Annotated in this window: 17 protein-coding genes; 2 read left to right on the top strand and 15 right to left on the bottom strand. The window is 44.9% G+C overall.

All coding sequences use genetic code 11. The features are described 5' to 3' along the window. Positions 1–3: 3 nt before the first annotated feature. The 6 genes from DRED_RS14345 to DRED_RS14370 all read right to left on the bottom strand — a co-directional run bounded on the left by DRED_RS14345 (position 4) and on the right by DRED_RS14370 (position 7,843). Positions 4–981, bottom strand: a complete 978-nt coding sequence (locus DRED_RS14345; RefSeq protein WP_011878991.1) for a 2-hydroxyacyl-CoA dehydratase family protein — start codon at positions 979–981, stop codon at positions 4–6. Beyond that, on the bottom strand, positions 982–2,232 hold the full coding sequence (locus tag DRED_RS14350; RefSeq protein WP_011878992.1) for a methylaspartate ammonia-lyase: 1,251 nt from the start codon (positions 2,230–2,232) through the stop codon (positions 982–984). 111 nt (positions 2,233–2,343) lie between these two features. Next, positions 2,344–3,795, bottom strand: coding sequence for a methylaspartate mutase subunit E (locus DRED_RS14355; protein ID WP_011878993.1), 1,452 nt, complete (start codon positions 3,793–3,795; stop codon positions 2,344–2,346). Between the two features lie 195 nt (positions 3,796–3,990). Further along, on the bottom strand, positions 3,991–5,379 hold the full coding sequence (glmL, locus tag DRED_RS14360) for a methylaspartate mutase accessory protein GlmL (protein ID WP_011878994.1): 1,389 nt from the start codon (positions 5,377–5,379) through the stop codon (positions 3,991–3,993). Positions 5,380–5,391: 12 nt separating this feature from the next. Beyond that, entirely contained in the window at positions 5,392–5,826 is a 435-nt protein-coding gene (gene glmS / locus DRED_RS14365) for a methylaspartate mutase subunit S (RefSeq protein WP_011878995.1), read from the bottom strand. A 166-nt stretch (positions 5,827–5,992) separates the two neighbouring features. Further along, positions 5,993–7,843 (bottom strand): N-acetylmuramoyl-L-alanine amidase, encoded by a 1,851-nt coding sequence (locus tag DRED_RS14370; protein ID WP_011878996.1) that lies wholly within the window; start codon positions 7,841–7,843, stop codon positions 5,993–5,995. Positions 7,844–8,056: 213 nt separating this feature from the next. Here DRED_RS14370 and DRED_RS14375 point away from each other — a divergent pair, with 213 nt between their 5' ends. Further along, entirely contained in the window at positions 8,057–9,004 is a 948-nt protein-coding gene (locus tag DRED_RS14375; protein ID WP_011878997.1) for a L,D-transpeptidase family protein, read from the top strand. Positions 9,005–9,047: 43 nt separating this feature from the next. On the opposite strand, the gene DRED_RS14380 is transcribed toward DRED_RS14375, so the two are convergent. The 3 genes from DRED_RS14380 to DRED_RS14390 all read right to left on the bottom strand — a co-directional run bounded on the left by DRED_RS14380 (position 9,048) and on the right by DRED_RS14390 (position 10,709). After that, on the bottom strand, positions 9,048–10,001 hold the full coding sequence (locus DRED_RS14380) for a hypothetical protein (RefSeq protein WP_011878998.1): 954 nt from the start codon (positions 9,999–10,001) through the stop codon (positions 9,048–9,050). An 87-nt stretch (positions 10,002–10,088) separates the two neighbouring features. Next, positions 10,089–10,292 carry a hypothetical protein gene (locus DRED_RS14385; RefSeq protein WP_041274651.1) on the bottom strand — a complete coding sequence of 68 codons (204 nt, stop codon included), beginning with the start codon at positions 10,290–10,292 and terminating at the stop codon, positions 10,089–10,091. Between the two features lie 27 nt (positions 10,293–10,319). Beyond that, positions 10,320–10,709, bottom strand: coding sequence for a hypothetical protein (locus DRED_RS14390; protein WP_011878999.1), 390 nt, complete (start codon positions 10,707–10,709; stop codon positions 10,320–10,322). A 198-nt stretch (positions 10,710–10,907) separates the two neighbouring features. Between DRED_RS14390 and DRED_RS14395 the strand changes: the two genes are divergently transcribed. Further along, on the top strand, positions 10,908–11,249 hold the full coding sequence (locus tag DRED_RS14395) for a hypothetical protein (protein WP_011879000.1): 342 nt from the start codon (positions 10,908–10,910) through the stop codon (positions 11,247–11,249). Positions 11,250–11,461: 212 nt separating this feature from the next. Here DRED_RS14395 and DRED_RS14400 read toward each other — a convergent pair whose 3' ends face one another. The 6 genes from DRED_RS14400 to cobS form a co-directional block, all read right to left on the bottom strand. Then, positions 11,462–13,018: a helicase-related protein gene (locus DRED_RS14400; RefSeq protein WP_041274652.1), complete on the bottom strand. Its 1,557-nt coding sequence runs from the start codon at positions 13,016–13,018 to the stop codon at positions 11,462–11,464. Continuing rightward, a complete protein-coding gene (locus tag DRED_RS14405) occupies positions 12,978–15,455 on the bottom strand; it encodes a DEAD/DEAH box helicase (protein ID WP_238442534.1) in 2,478 nt (825 codons plus the stop codon). Before DRED_RS14405 ends, DRED_RS14400 begins: the two co-directional genes overlap by 41 nt. A 103-nt stretch (positions 15,456–15,558) precedes the next feature. Next, positions 15,559–16,812: a GGDEF domain-containing protein gene (locus DRED_RS14410; protein ID WP_011879001.1), complete on the bottom strand. Its 1,254-nt coding sequence runs from the start codon at positions 16,810–16,812 to the stop codon at positions 15,559–15,561. Between the two features lie 276 nt (positions 16,813–17,088). Continuing rightward, a complete protein-coding gene (gene cobD, locus DRED_RS14415; protein ID WP_011879002.1) occupies positions 17,089–18,171 on the bottom strand; it encodes a threonine-phosphate decarboxylase CobD in 1,083 nt (360 codons plus the stop codon). Between the two features lie 11 nt (positions 18,172–18,182). Next, entirely contained in the window at positions 18,183–19,088 is a 906-nt protein-coding gene (locus DRED_RS14420) for a GHMP family kinase ATP-binding protein (RefSeq protein ID WP_011879003.1), read from the bottom strand. Then, on the bottom strand, positions 19,040–19,789 hold the full coding sequence (gene cobS, locus DRED_RS14425) for an adenosylcobinamide-GDP ribazoletransferase (protein WP_011879004.1): 750 nt from the start codon (positions 19,787–19,789) through the stop codon (positions 19,040–19,042). Before cobS ends, DRED_RS14420 begins: the two co-directional genes overlap by 49 nt. Positions 19,790–19,793: the final 4 nt, after the last annotated feature.

Below are 19,793 nucleotides of genomic sequence, written 5' to 3' on the forward strand. Positions count from 1 at the left end.
TTATCACCTCAACATATCCAAAAAGGCATCCAACCGCATGCGCGTGCGGGCATCCAACTTATTGGGTTTATCTCCCTCCAATGTTAGAATGGGATATTTTAATTTCTGCCGAACAATTAAGTCTTCTATTTGACGGTAACAGAAACTTTGGGCGTAGTGAATTACCCCATCCACTTGCCTTTGCTCCAGTTCCCGGCTGATATCTTGCAAACGATAAAAAATGCCGTAGGGATAACTGTAAATTCTGTACTGCTCTACGATGTCGTCCGTTGCAAAGGGCATGGTAAACTGTCGCTGTACCTCGTTAAATACCACCCTGGCACCCCGTTCCTCCACATAATCATACAAATCATCCATAATAGGAGGAACGCCAATATAAGCCAGACGTACCTTTGCCTTGATGGGTTCCTTTGCGGGTAGCTCTGCCAGGTATTGGTCCACCCTGCGGCCAAAATCCTCTGGGTCTCCCTCCAAGTCACTGCAGCAGACTTGATATAAATGATTATCCCAACCCCGCACCCTATCCCCCTGCCAAGTTAAGCGATCCAATTCATGTACTTTGCTCCGAATGGCATCCAATCTTTTTTTGGCGTGATAAACTTCGTCCCAGGTGGTTCCCAGGGTATTAATCAGCTTTTCCATCTGCAATTTTAACAAATCATAGTCTCGATCAAAGGGAAAAGCAAAGGGTATAACATTAACTCCGGCCATTTCCAGCGTTTCCATTAGGGCATGGGTGTTACTACAATCACCCTGGGTTACTGCGATAAGGGTCTGAATATCATCATTCTGAAGAATAGTGGAATAAAGCCCCTTTATCCAGGCACAGAGATTGCGGGGATAACCCGCCATCTCTGCCTCCTCTACCAGACTCTGTGGATTTTCATGGGTCACAAAAATATTATTAAGATCCACCGGTATTAACCCTGCAGCATAAACCACTTCCACTGGGATGGTGGTGGTCATTCCAACCTTCCGCACTTAGGAAATAACCCCCTTAGCTCGCAGCACTGCCAGGGTCCGGTTCATCTCATTAAAAGTGATCATCAGTCCTTCATCCACACCCATGCCTGGTTTGGCCAACATTTGATCTGGTTGTGTGGCAATACCGATATGTACGCAAACCTGTGCTGAGCGATCCGTTTCATTACAGGTGCCGCCCAAGTAGGCCCCGATACCACGTTCCTTAGCATATAGAATAGCCTCAATGGTATTATTAATTCCACCCAAATCTGGGGTTTTAATCTGTACCATATGCCCTGCCTTGGCATCCACAAACTCCCTGATATCCTCTAGGGTGTTGCACCATTCGTCCGCTACGATTTCAACATTGGTACCCCTTTTTTCCAAGAGTTGCCGTAATTCTGCCAGAGCTTCAATTTGAGCAGGCTTATTTCCCCGGTCCATGGGCCCCTCAATACGAAGCTTTAAAGGTGCAGCAGCTAATTCTAACTGGGCTAAGTAATCGGCCATGCGATGGGTGTTTTCATCAAAGGCCTGTCCGATGGTGCCATAAACATCAATATGTAAAATGGGGGTATAATCCTCTCCACCCAGCTTAAGGGCACGTTCCTTTAACCACGTCACATAATCCAACAGCTTCTCACCTTTACGGCCAAGCTTTTCTTCAACATTGTTTATTAAACCATGGGGCAATACATCGGCCCTTTTAATTATAATTTTATCAGCATTGGTGTAACGTTCGTCTCCAGTTTGGCAGAAAATTGGCACCCGGTTTCCCACCAGACTGCAGTTGTATTCTCGCGCCACAATCTCCGCCATTGTACATTGAGCAGCCTTAGCTGCAGCATCCAGTAAAGCCTGGGTAATACCATAACGAATGGCTGTGTGGTAACGGCTGCCGTCTGGCCGGGTTAGCTGATCAAACTCCTCTGCCAATGCCCGAAAGCCGTTGACATCCCGCCCAATTAGCTGAGGCAAAATTTCTTTTTCCAAAACGGGTATAAAGTCGCTGGCCAGAAATAAAGGGTCCCGTCCACCAGCACCGGAATACTGTACAGCAGCACAATCCCCATAGGCCACTAGGCCGCTCTCCAGCAGTAGCAACACTGAAATAGACTCCCCCCGCTGACGAACCATTGAAAAACCAGGGGTAGCTGGTTCACCCAAATAGGCAAAACCATCATGCTCTCGTCCCATCTTAATAGCCTTTTGATCATCAAAGTAAAAGCCGGTTAAGCCCGGCGAAACAACAGCACCGGTTATTTTCATCTTCGTTCCTCCGTTCTGTGATACATGGTGATATATATAACAACAGTATCGGTAAAGGCACGGATGTTATTTCCTAGCATAATAAGAGGGAAATAACACCGTGCCACTCCATTATCTGACCTTACCCACCAGCATTCCTTTGCCAATGGCATAAATATCATCAATGACCATTTGAAAGCTGGGTTCCCTGCCTTCAGTCTTTCCTCTTTGTGCTATTTTTTCCCGGTGAATCTCTTTTATATCTTCACCAAAGGGCAGGTTTCCAAAATCCAGCAGGCGAACCGCTCCATAATAATCCCTGGCCGGTAATAATTTACCTGCATTATAACGACTGGGAGCAAAGGGGACATCAATCACACCAGCCTGGAAACCCCGAACGGTACCCACAGCAATGTCTCCCTCACCAAATTCCAATAGTTTTTCTAAGATAGCCCTTGTTTCTGCTTTAATAAGTTCTTTCTCCTCGGTCAATTCTTGGGACTGCATGAGAGGCTGATCCTTCAGCATATTTAAAATCTGCTTGGTTGCTTTAATTCCAGAAGCATTGGCTTCCTTAGTAGGAATACCCATTGCTTCATGTGGCGTTTTGACAATGACTTTGGTAGCCTTCGCCAGAGCAGCGGTTGCCGCACCCCAGCTAATTACACCAAAGGCTTTACTCTCATCCTGGGGAAAGCCACCCATCCATTGGTGGAAAACCGTGGTAACAACGGTATCTTGATACCCGAAACGGGAAAGATATTCATCGGCCAGCTCTTCCAGGGAACGGATAGCCGCCACATCCTGGGTTAAGTTGCCGCACTGACCATAGCCAAGGGTTAAACTTTTTACACCCTGTTCTGCTGCCAACAGTGCTTCTAGGATAGCAATACTATGTGAAATACAGGGTGGTACCAATGTTCCGGTTAGTGGTCCAAAGGGTTCTCGGTTAATGGAGATACCTCTCTCTTCATAGTACCCTACCAGTCGGTCGGCATATTGCCAATCCCGGATGGAACGCTCCAGAGGAACATCCTTGGCATAGGGAATGTTGTAGGAAATACCGCCACCCTCGTAGGCTGTGAAACCGCCGGCCAGTGAAATCTCGGTCAGTAGCCGAGCATCAGGTGTCCCATGCCGTACCTGTACCGGAGATATTACCGATTCAACCACCTGGCGGCAGGCTACAACACCGTGGTTTACAGCAGGAAAACCATTTAACATAGAACGTCCTACGGACCGACTCTCGTCAATACCCGCTTGGGCTTCGTTATAACGATTTTGCCGGGTATAACTATCGATGGTGGTGGGTAATAAATCCGCCTCTCCTTCGGTTTCCAGGTAGCGCAGAAGCTCAATGTGTTCATTTACCAGTGCAACTCCAGCTCTGGGTTGCGCTAGGGTAATACCTTCTTGTTTAGCGGTTTCCAGTTTTTTAGCAAAGCGGCGATTGTCAGGTATCTTCGATTGGTATGCAATGGCCTCTTCCAAATCTACTTCCTGCCCGGTGGGCCAGCTGTTTAATATTTCCCTACGAATTTCGAGGAATTGATCCCATTCCAACCTCTTATTGGTTAATTGCAAGTATCTCACACTCCTGTTAAGCCCTCAGCCGTCAGCCTTCAGTCCTCAGCTTTTAAGGACTCAGCTATTGGCTCTTGACTTTTGTTTTCGGTAAAATTTCTTAATGGCAACGCTTTGGACCATGAGCTTTAGGTTAATGGCACATGGCTCACGGCCAACCCCATAGGCTGAAGGCTTGACCCCCAAAAGCATCCCTTAAGCTTCAACCATATATTTTTTTGCCAGTCGTAGGGCTGCGGTTGGTTTTACTTCTGCCAAGAGACCCACTGCAGCCAGAATATACTCTTTATCCAACAAAAATTTAGGCTGCTTGGGTCGGAGAACCGTAGGTTGGTCCTGTTTATAAAGTGCACCCTCTAGGATTTGTCTGGGATGAGGATGATTAACAATGACACCCCCTGTACCAATTAAATAGGGTACTTCTGTAAGATCCTTGCCATGTTGAATATACATAGCCCCCATGGGTGTCCAAACATTTTCCAGGGTACCGGCATGTCTTTCCATTGCCAGATCTGTGGCCAGGCGAGCCATTGCCGTATCAATTTCCCATTGTTTTCCGTTCTCTGGCAGTAATTCAACACGATTTTGTACATATTGAACATAGGATTCCACTTCCGACTCCGGTAATCCTGTTACAGAGGCCAGTCGTCGAGATCCGATGGATTCCAATAGCGAAAGGGCACTAACCCGCATGCCCAGATCCCCTTCCACCGTGCGTTTTGTGAAGGGTTCCGGTAAACCTTTATAGGTAACCCCAGAGCGGGTGGGATGCCCTTCGGCCACTGAATGTATATCAGTGGTGGCACCTCCAATGTCTACGACGATTAATTCTCCCAACCCTGCTTCATCTTCTGTGCCTGTGGACAAGAGTTTTGCTGCATTTAAAACCGCCGCCGGGGTTGGCATCAAAACCCCTTGTATGTAGGTTTCCGCCCTTCGTAATCCCTTGGCCTCCACAATTTTCTCCAGGAAGGTGGCTCGAATAGCATCACGGGCCGGTTCTACATTTAATTTATTTAATTCCGGCAGTACATTGGCCGTTACTCGTACATCCTTACCCGCTTTAAGAAGAATATCCTGAACTTCATCAGCGGCGGATTTGTTACCGGCAATAATAATAGTATTACCGTACTTGGTTTTAGCCAACATTCTGGCATTGTGCAGAATGGTTTCTTTATTGCCTCCGTCAGTACCACCGGCCAGTAGTATGATATCTGGACAACTTCCATCGATTTGTTCTATCTCCGAGGATGTAAGTTGATGGGCGTAGACACCCAGTATTCTAGCCCCTGCTCCCAAGGCCGCCTGTCTTGCTGCTTCCACCGTCAGTTCCTTGACCAGTCCAATGGCTACCATTCGCAGTCCGCCAGCTGCACTGCTACAGGCCAAACGGCTTTGAAATTGAGGTAACGTACCACCAAAAAAAGGTTTTATTTCTTCCAGTGCTTTGTTTAAACCTTCCAGGATATTGGTTTCCACTGTGGTAAGACCTTTGGCTGTGGCAATAACTTCCGTAGCTTCTACATCCACGGCTGTGATCTTGGTATAGGTACTACCAAAATCAATTAATAGGGCCAGTTCCATGCCGGTCCCCCCTTAGCATTTCTGGACAAACCCAAAATCCATTAACAAATCATCAATGGCTTCCTGGGGCATGGTTCCCGGAGGATAGGCCCGGTCAAAGCCCATGGCCAGAAACTTTTTCTCCACTGCCTGCCAGTCCTGTTTGCCAACCACTAGGTTACCACCTACATATAATTTGATGTCACCAATACCGGCTTCCACAGCCTTTTCTCTTAGACCACGGCAGTCAATTTCTCCGTGTCCATAGAGTGAGGAAACCAAGATTGCATTGGCATTGGTTTCCACCGCAGCGTTGATAAACTCCTCTTGGGACGCCATCACCCCAATGTTTACCACTTTAAAACCTGCTTCTGTAAAAGCATATTCCAGAATTCGGTTTCCCACCGCGTGAACGTCTGCCCCTATGACGCCCAGTACTAAAGTTAATTGTTTCTTTTCCTCAACCACACGGAAGACCTCCCAGTTCAATTCGCTTATTAATAAATTGCTTGATTTTTCTTAGTTTCTCCCATTTTGGAAATTCTTCCTCCTTAATAGAGAACGATTTTACTTTTATTTTTCCATTATACAATAATAAAACTCGGCAAACTTCTTCACCGAGTTTTAGCTTCATTTATTGTCCATAAAAATATGCATTAATCCCTTTAACAATGGCTTCTGCTGCTTTTTCTCTAAAGTCTTCGGAACTAAGCAACGCTTCTTCGTCGGAGTTTGAAATAAAGGCTGTCTCAATGAGAATACTGGGCATCATACTGGTACGCAATACGGCAAAATTTGCTTGTAGTACGCCAATATCACGCCTTCCTAGGGCAGCCGTCAGCTCATTTTGAACATTCCTAGCCAGCCGGTAACGATCATCCTTTTGTTCGTATAGATTAGGCATGTTGTTAGGGGCATAATAATAGGTAGATGTTCCATCAATCGATCGGTTTAGATTAGCATTGCTGTGAATACTTACAAAAATATCAGTACTTTGCTCATTGGCCAACCGGGTAATTTCATACAGGTCAACAAACTTGTCATCGGAACGGCTCAAAAATACATTGGCCCCTTGTTTTCTCAGTAATTCAGCTACTTTTAAAGTAATGTCCAGGTTTACATCCTTTTCTTTTAAACCATTCTGACCAGATGCGCCGCCATCGTGACCACCATGACCGGCATCAAGAAATACTGTTTTACCCTTTATGCCATCGCTGTAGGAGATTTTGCTAATATCTAAGGTTAATGATTTTTTATCCTCAGACAGACTCACCTTTACCCTGGCCCGTTCCTTTAGATCAACGACCAACCGTGAGTAATAGGGGTCCTGATTATAGCCGGTTCTTATTTGACCAACCAGTTCAGTATTAGCAGAAATGGTTTCCGGAGTATTGTCTAGATAAACATCACTTAAATTTACCACATAGCGAGAAGGGCTGGATAAAGGAAAGGTATTATAATTAATTTTCTTGTCACTGACAATATTTATGTAGGTGTGATCTTCTTTTTCTTTTACCTCTATATCCACCAATTTTGCCTTGGGAACATTTTTGTTTTCCTCCGTATCTGAACTTCCACCGGTTTGTTCACTGCTAGCTGGTGTTAAGCCTGGTAGCCAGCTATTATCCTCTGTACTGGGTTGAGAAGGTTGGGATGGTTGTTGAGGTTTCTGGGGTTCCAGAGGTTCCGGTTGATCCACCACCGATACCAACCAACCTGCCACCCATGCCGTTGAACCATTGGCCTGTCGTACTTGTAACCATTGGCCAGATCGGCTGATGATAGGTAAGCGAATCCCCCTGCTGACCTGACCTGCCACACTGTGGCTAGTTCCTGGGCCACTACGCAAATTCAAATTATCTGAATTGATGACCACAACTTGACCAGCGGGAGCAGGCTTGGCAATTGTTGGCGAAGTAACCGATGCCGGAGCAGTGGGCTTGTTTTCTACTGCTACTAACCAACTAGCCACCCAGCCGGTAACATTGGCCCCTTGTACTTTAATCCAGTCGCCCTTCTGAGTCAGAACAGTAAGCCGGTCACCCTTTTTTACTTTTCCTGCAATACCATACGTGGTACCGGGGCCACTTCTTATATTCAGATTATCCCCCTTCACCACTGCCACTTTGCCACTGTTTACGGCAGGGGTTCCTTCAGGGGCTTTCGCCGGCGCAGATTTCCCCGGGGTATCCTTTACACTCACCAGCCAACCAGCGGCCCAGGCAGTTTTCCCGCCTATCTGGACTTTATACCAATCCCCGTTTTTAGCTAAAACAGGTAATTTCGTTCCCTTAGTGGCCTGACCCATCATGGCTGTATTGGTATCAGGGCCGCTTCTCAAATTTAGCTTATCAACATTTACAATGACCACTTGGGTTGCGTAGGCCGGTTGATTCACACCAACAGGATTAAACATAATTGAAAAAACTAACCCCGCTAGAACGGCATATCGAAAAAAACGCTTATATATTAGATTAAGAATCATATCTACCTTCCTTTTCGGGAAAAATATACCATAAGATTTTTCTATTTATATGACGAAATACCTCTAATTTTTGTTACGGAAATCATATGGAAATTTAAGGATTAAATTCTACAACATTTAACTATGATAGAAAACACGCATAAGAGTAGTTCATAAGGTAAATATTTTAATCAGTATCAACCATTTTTATAAAGTATTATAAAGGAGGGTTCTATGCTCAAAGTTACTATTTCACTGGTGTTTTTTTTTACTTTATTTATCTTTCACCCATCTGCCGCTCTGTCAGTTGGATATGATTCAAGTCAAAGTTGTTGCCCCATGAATGAGGATATTGACCGAACATTGCTACCTGCTAACCCTCCAATGCAAGGGAAGGATGTTGTAGATTTGCAGGAAGAACTAAAGGCCCTGAATTACTATAACGGCCCTACCAACGGTATTTATGACTCCCTTACCCAAAGAGCCCTACGTAAATATCAGCAAGACCATTACTTAAAAAATGACGGGGTAGTTGATTGGGAAACTTGGCACTCTCTGGCCCTCAATCTGGAAAAACCTGTTACAAAATCAGAAAAAACTCTTCCGCCAACTGGTGATATGGCCATTATTATTGATACAACCACCCGTAAACTTACCGTACTATCTGATGGTAAACCCTATACACAATTTAATGTAGCCTGTGGTAAACCTTCCACCCCCTCACCGGTTGGCAGTTGGCAGGTTGTACATAAAGCTACCAATTGGGGCACTGGTTTTGGTACCCGCTGGCTGGGATTAAACGTTCCCTGGGGAAAATATGGTATTCATGGCACTAACAAACCCTTTTCCATTGGTAGCTATGCCAGCCACGGCTGCATTCGCATGCATAATTCCAGTGTAGAAAAGCTTTATCCTTGGATTCCTAAGGGAACACCAGTGTATTTAATCGGCAGCCCCTTTGGTGTTCCAGGCCATGGACATAAAAAGTTAGTTCGGGGTGACAGAGGTGCCGATGTATTTGAAGTACAACGCACTTTAAAAAGGCTTGGCTATTATGAAGCCCAGATAGATGGCATCTTTGGTTACAGTATGGAAGCAGGTATTAAGAAGTTTCGAAAGGCCAATGGCTTGCCAATGGATAATTTTGTGGATAGTAAAATGTACAAAGCCCTTGGGTTATAAAAAAAACCCGGTGCATTGCACCGGGTTTTTTTTAGTGTGAAAACTATCCAATTTTTTCAACCTGTTGCATATCTCCAGCGGACTCTTTCTTAAAGCGAATTACCTTTGGCTGCCAATTTAACTCCCTTAGCAATTGGCTATAATCTTCAGCCGAAACATCTTCCCAAGCTTTTTTTAACAATACCAGGAAAACGGCCTCCATAACATTGGTACCAAAGGTACGCCCCTGAAATTCTGGCGTGGTGGTGATCAATGCACTGGCTCCACGGTCCATCAATTCTTCCACATCCTCCCGGGTAGTGGTATTAGTCAGAATCATTTGACCCTTTAATTTTTTCGGCAGGTACTTCCGAATAAAATGGTAATCCCCGGCCACCACTTCCGCCTCGTCATAGTATTTAGCATATTTCTTACTGTTGAACCGATGCTGTTTTTCCTGACTTTGTCCTGTAGGATACAGCATCCGAAAGGGTAATCGTGAAATCACAGGCATTAGTTTTGAAGCAATGTTGTGCAACTTCTCTAAACTGTACAAAGGTAGGCGAATACCCAAGGAAAACATCAAGTCCCCAAGTGTTAGCTGGCAACCGATCTTGGCAAAGGCCTCTGCCATGCCAAAGCGGTCCATTGCACTGACCATTAGTACCCGTGTATCTTGCTTAACCAAACCTTGGGCACCCATATATTCCACGGCTTGCCGTTCCAGGGTATTTTTTAACCCACTACCATCAACCACTGGCGTCTTTTTTACTGTTTCTAACAAGCGTAGACCGTCCTGTAAAACATAACGGGTGTTTCCTGCATACAAGTAGACATCAATACCGCCCAGCCCAATGGCATCTACCTTACCGTCTAATTCTTTTAGAATGGAGATGGCTTTATCCATATTTCCGTCGGTACCAGTACGGCTAATTTCAAATTCCTCACCCAAAATCTCGACCCTTGCCACATGGTTTCTTCTGGAAGATCCTAAACTGACACTGACAACCTTTTTCATACCAGCCCTCCGTAAAAACTCTAGATATAGCCAGTTTAACCACATTTTAAAAAACTAGACACCCTGCTAAAATAAAAAGAATCACTTTTAGTGGTTCTTCCATTTGTACTTACCTTTATTATTACTCCTTTTTACAGTGAGGTCGTGCTTCTCCAGAAGCTGCATTGCCTCATCATAACTATCAACATAGCCGGAATGAAAAGTACCTATTTGGGCATCAGTAAAGGTGCTCTTCAAAGAACCTTCTCTGGGGGCAGTAACTTCTACAAGGTCTTTCACTTCTCTTTCCATAAAACAACACCTCCGAAGTTAGAAAGATTAGAAGGAACCTTCATATTTTTTCAATACTTGAGAAGCTTTATCACCCATTTCATCGCTTGTCACTACCGTTACTAAAAATGCTTTACCCCCTGCAATGCCATAATTATCAGCAGCCATGCCGGAATTAGAAGGATCAGCACCCATTAAAACTCTTGTATCGTTATTCTCCAATGGGCTGGTATTAGCTGAATATATGGTTAAACCTGTTAAAGTCTCTGCATTCAATCCATTATTAATTGCCGCATCATTACTAACCCCGTAACGGGAAATTCGGTCCAAAGATACCTCATTAATTCCCATTTGCTTTAGTTCTTTTACTGCAGCTTCCGCTTTGGTACTGGAAGGGAAATAAGCAAGAATGGAACGCATGCCCTGGGGTAATGTCATTTTTTAAATCCCCCTTGTTTTATTTTTTTTATTTTTCCCTTAAACCAGGTAAATAAGTATTATTATCGCTGTAAAAATATGTTTTTTTAGAAATAATTCAAAATTGTCTCGCCTGAAGATTTTACTTTACTGACTAAACTATCACTTAAGGGGAAAATATGGTAAACTGGAGGTAAATATTATGGGGGGTGACCACATTTGAGCAACGATAACACCCAGCTTCCTACATTGGAACAATATATTCTTGTGGCTCTGATGGATATTTGTCGAGGCTTAAAGGTTAACCTGCCGGTGGACCTAGATAAAGAAACTCAAAACACTGTATTGAAGGATGTTTTATCATCAGCTATCAGTTATGCAGAAAATCAGGAGAGTATGCAAGTTATCAGTGAAGAATTGTTCCGTTGCTCCAGGGAAGGATGTACGCTGCAGGATCAAATGGAACTAATCCAAAAACAAAGCCCGGATGTTATTAATGCCAAAATGGTGGCAGCTGCTTACCTTTTAAAACTTATCAATAAAGAACAAAATCTAGTATAACGTTAAAAAGCCACCGGTTATTTAAATCCCGGTGGCTTTTTAATACTTTAACCATTAAATTCCTGTACAAACATCTTGCCATATTTGCCGCCGCTCACAACCCCAATTGCTATTCAATAATATACGTCAAATAACTGACAGGTGGGTTATTTTAGCAGACATTAGCTTATTTTTAATTTTTAAAAAAGACAGGTATAAAACCTGCCTTGAGTTTAAAAGACTACAGCCGCTTCATCCCGGTCAATTATTCGACGCATTTCCCGTATTCTTTCCCGGAGGGAAGGGTTGCTGTGACTGGCGTCATCAATTTGCCGAAGTAAATCAATCAATCTCCTGATGATAGAAACAATATCACCTTCCTGGAGACTGGTATTTTCCAGCAGGAAGTCAAGTCCCTGTCCGGTATACCAGGCATGGGCCACAAACCCAGGGGTGCTGGACCAAACCACAAACTGTGGGGGCACACCGGCATTCAACAACTCTTCCGTGATCTCTTGCACTGGTGTGGGGTCATAGGGTGGTGCGGGCACAAACTCACGGCGCCCAGGTATATAATCAACCCCTGCCAGAATCCCTGCCACCACCTCCAGGGGCAAATCCTCAAGTAAACCTGAGAAAGCCAGTTCCGTTACCAAAATCTCCTGCACATGAAGTTCCAAAGCAAAATTACCCCTGGGGTAGAACTCTCGTTCCTTGATGTAGCCCAGACTTTCCAAAATACTTTTTACATGATGATATTCATTGATATATTTTTGAGACTGCTGCTTAATCACGTTCATCTGCCCCACCAGACCAGCCCGCTGATAGCCCAAAGCGTCCAACTGGTCCCTGGCATCCACGCAAACCTCATGTAAGCATCTTTGGGTCTTCTGTTGACCAAGAATTTGTTTTATTTCAGCGATTCTTTCCTGAGAACCCGGTCTATTTTTATATTTGGATGAACTCAGTCGTTTCTGCTCCCGTATCAGCTTCCGTCGCTGCAAAGGACAAGTGGCATCTTCCCGGAACTCACAGAAATAACTTTTAGACTCTGCCACCTGCCGGTCGATCTCCTCCAGGAGGGTTTTAATCTCTCGCTCAGACCGCCGTTCCTGATAGGCGGAAAAGTTTTGGGTTAGAAATTGGTCAATCTCCTGATCGGTTTTCCATTTTAACAGGCTTAAAACAGTATTGGGGGAAATGGTTAATCGGCCATAAACCGATTCAACCTCGGCTTCATCAAAGAAACCTGTTTGGTCAGGAAATTTATCATCAATACGAATATAAACATGGCCCACCCGATCGAAGCCCCGGCGACCAGCCCGACCAGCCATCTGGAAAAACTCCCGATTCATTAATGTTCGAAATTCCTTGCCATCCCACTTGCGGCAGGAATGGAACAATGTGGTGGCTGCCGGAAAGTTTACCCCGGCGGCAAAGGTTTCAGTACAGAACAATACCCAAAGAAGTCGATTCTCATAAAGGCGTTCCACTAAGTTTTTCAGCACTGGCGACAGACCAGCATGGTGATAGCCAATGCCTTGTTGTAATAGTTTCCTCAACACCCGGCGGTGTCCCCTTTGGAAGATTTCCGGGTGTTCTTTCTCTGTATCCGTAATGGCTTTTAATACCTCATTCTTTTCATCGGGGAATAAAAAATCCCACTCCCGCCCCACTTCCGATGCTAATTCTTCTGTACGGGCCCGACCAAAAACAAAGTACAGCGCAGGCAGGTTATCCTGCACAGCCTCAATGGCGATGGATGGGTTTTCTGCTTCGGCGCGCTCCACGTCTCTTCCACCTCCCGTTTCCTTGCTCCACATCTTCCGCCCTTGCTAATTCCCTGGCCATTTCTCTGGCAACTCGCTCGGCCTTCCTCTCTTGGGAACGCTTGCGAATAGCCTCTTCAATATATTCTCTGGCTTCATCCTCGTCTAGAATGATACCCTCGGAATTGAGCCAATTAATAGCCAGCGGCACAGCCCGATTGGTTTCCACCACAACCTCTACCTGCTCACCCCGGACTTCACCCATCCAATCTGCAATCTCTTGAATATTGGGTACCGTAGCGGAAAGCCCTAGGAATTTTACATGGGCCGGAGCAAAGATAATACTTTCCTCCCAGGCGGTTCCCCGTTCCGGGTCGTCTAAGTAATGAATTTCATCAAATACCACGCAGGCTACATCTTGCAGCCCTTCGGGCTCAGAAAAACACCGATTCCGAAAAATTTCAGTAGTCATAATCAAAAGTGGTGCATAGGGGTTAATGGAAATGTCTCCAGTAACCAAACCAACCCTATCCTGACCAAAAACATTGCGAAAATCCACAAACTTTTGGTTACTCAAGGCCTTCAATGGCGATGTATAAACAGCAGACTTACCCTTCGCAATAACTGCTTCAATTAATCTCTCGGCAATCACGGTCTTTCCTGTGCCGGTAGGAGCCGCCACCAGAACATTGCGCCCTGCTAAGGCTGCTGTAACAGCTTGCTCCTGAAACTGATCTAAGGTAACCTGTCCCAGTAAAGGAGGGGGAGCTGCCACTGCCCGGCGAGGTCGTTTTTTACCGGCCGGGGGTTTTTCCTTGCGCAAAGCAACACTTAACTGAGCTGCTTCACGTCTTTGTTGCTTGGCTGCCAGGGACCATTCATGTTCAATGCCGGCAAATCTTTCTTTGATGGCCTGAATATCCCCACGTCGAACTAGGATTCCCAATCGACCATTTTCTGCTTCAATCTCACCAACAGGATTAATATAACCCTCTCTCACCAACCTGCGCACCCTTTCTGGTGTAGTATCCAGCAGGTCAGCTGCTTCTAATGTGGTTAGTTTAGCCGCCCTTTTTACAATTTTATGTAAATCAGGGCGGTACTTAATGGTTTTTACTTCATCCCGCCACAGACGGGTACTATTACCCAAACGGAAGGAACCCAATTCCTCCAACTCGTAAAGATTTAAAATATCCTCTTCACCCAGTTTTAATCGGTCGGCAGCCTCTGACACAGACATTGATCGGGAAGCAAGCCAGGTAAGAGGAACAATATCTTGCCCCTCGTTGGCCTCCAGATGGATGCCGGTCAACCTTTTTAATTCCTGCACGATGACTTTGGGCGGGTGAGGATAAGGAGAGGCCCAAAGTCCCACACCGTTAATATAAATGCGATATGCCCCAGCTGCTTGTATCATCTTGGTAGCAACTTCCCGCTGCTCTGGCACTTCCAGAACCTGCCCCAGAGTAAAGAAAGGCTGTTGCCTATAAATTTCCTCCAATTTTTCCCTTAGACCTTTCCCCATTTCTCTACGTGCCAGTTCAGCCTTCCCTTCGATGGTTGTAACTGTGGTTAACTTACCATCGGGTAAAATGATAAAGGGGTGAATTTCCTTACCAGCACGGAGGGAGGCCACCAGGGTACCATGAATTCTAAATTTCCGAATAAAATCATCCATCGTAAGGGGGCCATTTCTTGTGAGGTATTGGGCAGTGTCTTCCCAAGCCGCAGGACTGTCGGCCACTGCGTAATGACCACTAATTAATCTTAAAATTGGAAATTTTACCTTTGGTAGTAATTCTCCACCTAAAGCCTCAGCCAATTCTCCCCTGCTTAGTCTTACGTTACCATCAATAAAGATTTCCTTAAGTTTTTTCTCCTGAAAGGCCTGACGCTCCTTAAGCAACTTTAGCTGCTGATAACGTCTTTCCATCTCTGCCTTTCCTAGAGCTGTGTCCTTGAGTGTAAATCGACCATCCGGCAATTCAACCACCTGGTCCATATTCCGCAGGGAGGGTAATTCCTCGTTTCCTACTTCGAGCTTAATTTGGGCTAAATTTCTAGGCTGGCCATCCCTTAATAGGCGCAATATGCTACCCCTGGCATCATCACCCAGTAGTGCTGCTAACTTTCGCTGGCGCACTGCCACCAACTGAGGACTGTAACTCCAGTCACCAACTCCTGCGGTAGCCAGTTCCTGTTCCGCTACTTCATTCCGAGCCAACCACACAGTTTCTGCCTCTTCGCCGTTGCTGCGAAGCCTGGCAACCCTAAGATGGTGGCTTGCCACCAAAGACTGTAAAGCTGCCAGAAGAAGCTGGGGCTTTAATCTTAGCTTAAGTACCAGATCAACCAGTGAAACCGGTTTGTCCTCCGGCAACTCTTGAAGAATATAGGTCTTAAGCTGTTCCTTGTCTTTAACAACCAATACAGAACACTCCCCGGTATCATTCTCCAAACATATTTTAACTGCACATAAACTTTACCATAGCATAGGGTATTAGCCAACTTCTTATGCCTATGATACCCGACAAAAAGTAAAAATAAAAAACTCCGGAGCATTATTCCGGAGAAAGGTTTTTTCCAGATTCCTCAATGCATTGATAGCAGTTGCGACCCTTCTTCTTCGCCAGGTACAACGCATCATCTGCTTTTTTAATCAAAGTTTCCTGTGTATCCTTTGCTGCCAGTTCAGCAAGGCCAATACTGATGGTTACATGAATAGGCTCCTCATAATGATTAACATACAAACTGTTTGTTTCAATGACCTGACGTAACCTTTCTGCCACAATCTTTGCTTCATAAAGTCCGGTTTCCGGTAACAAAATGGCTATTTCTTCACCACCATATCGGAAGGCAAGGTCTTCTTCCCTTAGGGATACACAGATTAATTCAGAGATTTTTTTCAATATTAAATCACCTGTTTGATGGCCAAAACAGTCATTAATACTTTTAAAATAGTCCAGATCCAGCATGAGAAAGCTAAGAGGAAGCTTATTCCGCCTGGCCCGTCTTATTTCGCTCTCTAAACGAATTTTCATGTATTCCCGGTTAAACAATTTTGTCAATTCATCCATGTATAGGGGCTTGCTTAGTATCTTTGAGGCAAAAAAGAGAATGATACCCCCTAACAACACGATAATGCCAAAGCTCATAATTACAATGTTTTTTACATACCAGACTGAACGGTCAAATTGATGCAATGCAATATCAACACCCAGTAAACCAATAAATTGATTATTATGGTCAAAAAGAGGCTGATAACCAGTTATCACACTACCCCATCTGTTGTTAGTGTCCAGGCCATAGGTAGGTACCCTTTCTACATAGGCCCTTTCTCTTAAAGGATTGGCAACATCATAGCGATCTCGATTTCGATAGCCACTTTCATCTTCACTGGTCAGGACATAAAAATACTCCATGGGTGTTCCCGGTGGCTGTGCATATAGTTTTTCCTCCTCAGGGCTTACAAAATACCGTATTTCACTGCCTGACAACTTAGTCTCGACATAAATATATTTAATGTCACTGTGCTTTAACAGGGGTGCCATTTTTCGCTTGAATTCCATTGCTGCAACGTGATTCCGGGAGCTTAGGATATCCAATTGCTTCATTTGATTTACGAGTTCCTGATCCACTTCAATAAGACTTGCCGCAACTTGAGCCGAAAATTGGGCCCGTAGGCCCAGGTCCTTGGCCAAAATGTCGTAGCAGGCCTGGTAGGTGGCATAGGCCAGTGTAGCCATAGCAATGGTCATGGCTAAAAAGGATACCAAAAAGATTTTTAGAGGTGAGGTAATTCGTATATTTACCATCTTTTTACCTACTCATTTTTCTTTTTCTGGACAACTAAAGAATTTAAACATATAGGAATAAAATTCCTCTTGGGTTTATTAGAAAAACTTGGCTTCGCCAAGTCTTTAGACGTCGGCGGAGCCTTAGTTTGCCCTTATGCATATCGGAAAGTTTTATACTTTCTGATATGCTAAAAAAATGGTATTTTGTATATTCTTTATGGTCTATCTTTATCATCTTTGCTTTATATTTTTATAAACTAAAAAAACAATAAGAACCCTTTAGTTGATAAAGAACTAAAGGATTCTTTTATTTTTTTGCAGTAATTCACGTAAAGCTTGTAATAACCTTTCATTGTCTTCTTCTGACCGTACCGCCACCCTAAAAAAATAACCATCCAAACCAACAAAATTTTCACATTGACGTATCAAGATTCCCTTGGGCCCCAGGAAATTTTGTATTTCCTTCGCTGAATAGCCGCTTTCCCGGCAGTCCACCAGGATAAAATTTGCTGTGGGAGACAGAGGTCTAAGGCCTGGGATGGAGGCCAGACTTTCTGCCAACAGGGGTCTTAAGCGATTCATCTGTTCCAACGTGCGGGCACCATATTGCTTATCCCGCAAGGAGGCAACTCCAGCCGCCTGAGCCATTAGATTCACCCGCCAGGGTGGTAGGACAGATATTAAAGTTTCAATGACGTCCGGCGATGTGGCCAAGTAACCCAAACGCAGCCCTGGTATGGCAAAAAACTTGGTTAAGGAACGTAAAACATACAAGTGGCTATTATAAGGGATCTCTTGCAATAGAGATTGTTCCGGTGAGACAAAATCCATAAAGGCTTCATCTACCAAAAGATCAGCCCCGATGGCTTGAACCCGTGCCGCTAAACTCTTTAGGTGTTGTCTTGATACCAGTTGTCCGGTGGGGTTATTGGGATTACAAACGATTGCTAAATCACCCGGTTTTAGCTGCTGGCCCACTGCTTCGATGTCCAGAGTAAAACAGTTGTTCCTGTCCAAAGGAATGTAAACTTGTTCAATTTCCCCAAAGGCATCGGCATACTCACTAAAGGTAGGGGCTGGTAATAAAACCCTGCGAGGTTTTATTATCCTGCCCAGGGCATAGATGAGTTCTGCTGCACCATTCCCCAGAATCAGCATTTCCTCTGATAGGCCGGATGCCAAGGATATTTCCTTACGCAAAGTTTCTGCCTGGGGTTCCGGGTAATGCTTAATCTGAACCAGTGCTTGTTGCATAGCCTGCAGAGCCAGAGGCGATGGCCCCAGGGGGTTAATATTGGCACTAAAATCCAGTAATGCTTCCTCTTTTAGTCCATAGGTCTCTGCTGCCAGCCAGATGTTTCCACCATGTTTTTGCATAGGCACCCCCTCTACCTTAGCCCACCGCTAACCATCGATGTATGCCAAACCTTCCACTCCGGTTTCTTACCACCAATGTATTCGGCAGCTTCCGCTGCATCCACTCCGTCGGGGTGCATAATCATTCCCATGACGGTGCCGCTATGAGCCACCAGTACACCCAGGGCCTTCACTTCCGAAGCCCATTGTCTCCACTGGGCCAAATGCGGCTTAGGCAATACCACCTGATTAGCCTGGGCACTGATGCTGGCACCTCGTCCCATCATTTCCCAATCCTCGGTTAATAATCCCCGAGTTACTAACTCAGTGGCCTGACGTACCATGGGTTCCTTTTGAAAGTTCTTACTGGCCAAATCTTTACGATGGTTAAAGAGAATGGTATCCACCGTCCCTCCAGGATCCGCAATAACCAGTTTTAGGGGAGGAGCCTGCCCTAAATATTTTTTTGATTCACCGGTTAAATGATTGCAGATAGTAATTCCCGGGAACATCAGCCCATCACTGGGTTCAATTCGGGCAGCAATTTTAGCAATGGTTTCTGGTTCCAGTTCTTGACCAAAGGCTCTGGCAGTGGCGAGGCAGGTAGCAGCAATATCAGCTGTACTACTAGCCATTCCTTTACTTTCCGGCAAAAGAGAATTTCTTTTGATGGAACCCAGATAATATGGCTTTCCCAAGTATTCTAACGTCATTTTTAGTGCACGACAGGATTTGTCCAGCTCCCTATTATGATCTTCAAACTCGCTCAGTTCAACTGTTACTTCACTCCATAAATCGATGGGGCAAGTAATAAGAAAGGGTTCTCCCTTGATGGTACCCTGTACCAGCTCGCCACAGGTACCTGGAGCAGTGGCTATACCGCGGAAAACTACAGCATTCTGATTTGCTGACCCAATAGGATAAGAAAAATCACCCACGTTTCAATCATCTCCCCTAAAGCTCCGTAGGTGTCACCTGTCATGCCACCTAATCTTTTCACAATAAATTCCACGGTAAGCCATGTAATGAAGAATACTATCCCCAGCAGGGCCAGTCCTGGAAGGCCAAACAACCACAAACAGCCGGCTACCAGTATTAAAGTGGCTAGTGCTAACTGGGTTTTGCCAGCTTGTTTAAGACAGGCTCCTAAGCCACCCGTGGCTCTGGCATAGGGATAGCGGGTAATGGCCAGAACCATCGCCCAGCGACCAGCCATTGGGGCCATTATAAAAGCTGTAAGCTTTTGTGCCAAATCAAGTTCAAATAGAAAAGCTATTTTTAGAAGTAACACCGTAGCTAAAGCAATGACACCCATTGCCCCAACACGGCTATCTTTCATAATTTCTAACTTTCTGTGAAGTTCGCGCCCACTAAAGATTCCATCGGCTGTATCCATCAGTCCATCCTGGTGCAGTCCCCCGGTGAGTGTGATTATTGTCACAAGTCCAAGAACATCTGCTGCCAAGTTTAAACCTATGGAGTGCATAGCATAGCAGACTCCTGCAGCAATGGAACCCAGCAGAAAACCCACCAGAGGATAATACGACACAGATTGTGCCAATTCCTTGTTATCTGCCATTTTATTGTAAAAAGGAAAGATCGTTAAAAAACTAATTGCCAGCCGTAAAGAGCTAAACAAGAAA

The sequence above is a fragment of the Desulforamulus reducens MI-1 genome (genome assembly GCF_000016165.1).
In the GTDB taxonomy this organism is placed as follows: domain Bacteria; phylum Bacillota; class Desulfotomaculia; order Desulfotomaculales; family Desulfotomaculaceae; genus Desulfotomaculum; species Desulfotomaculum reducens.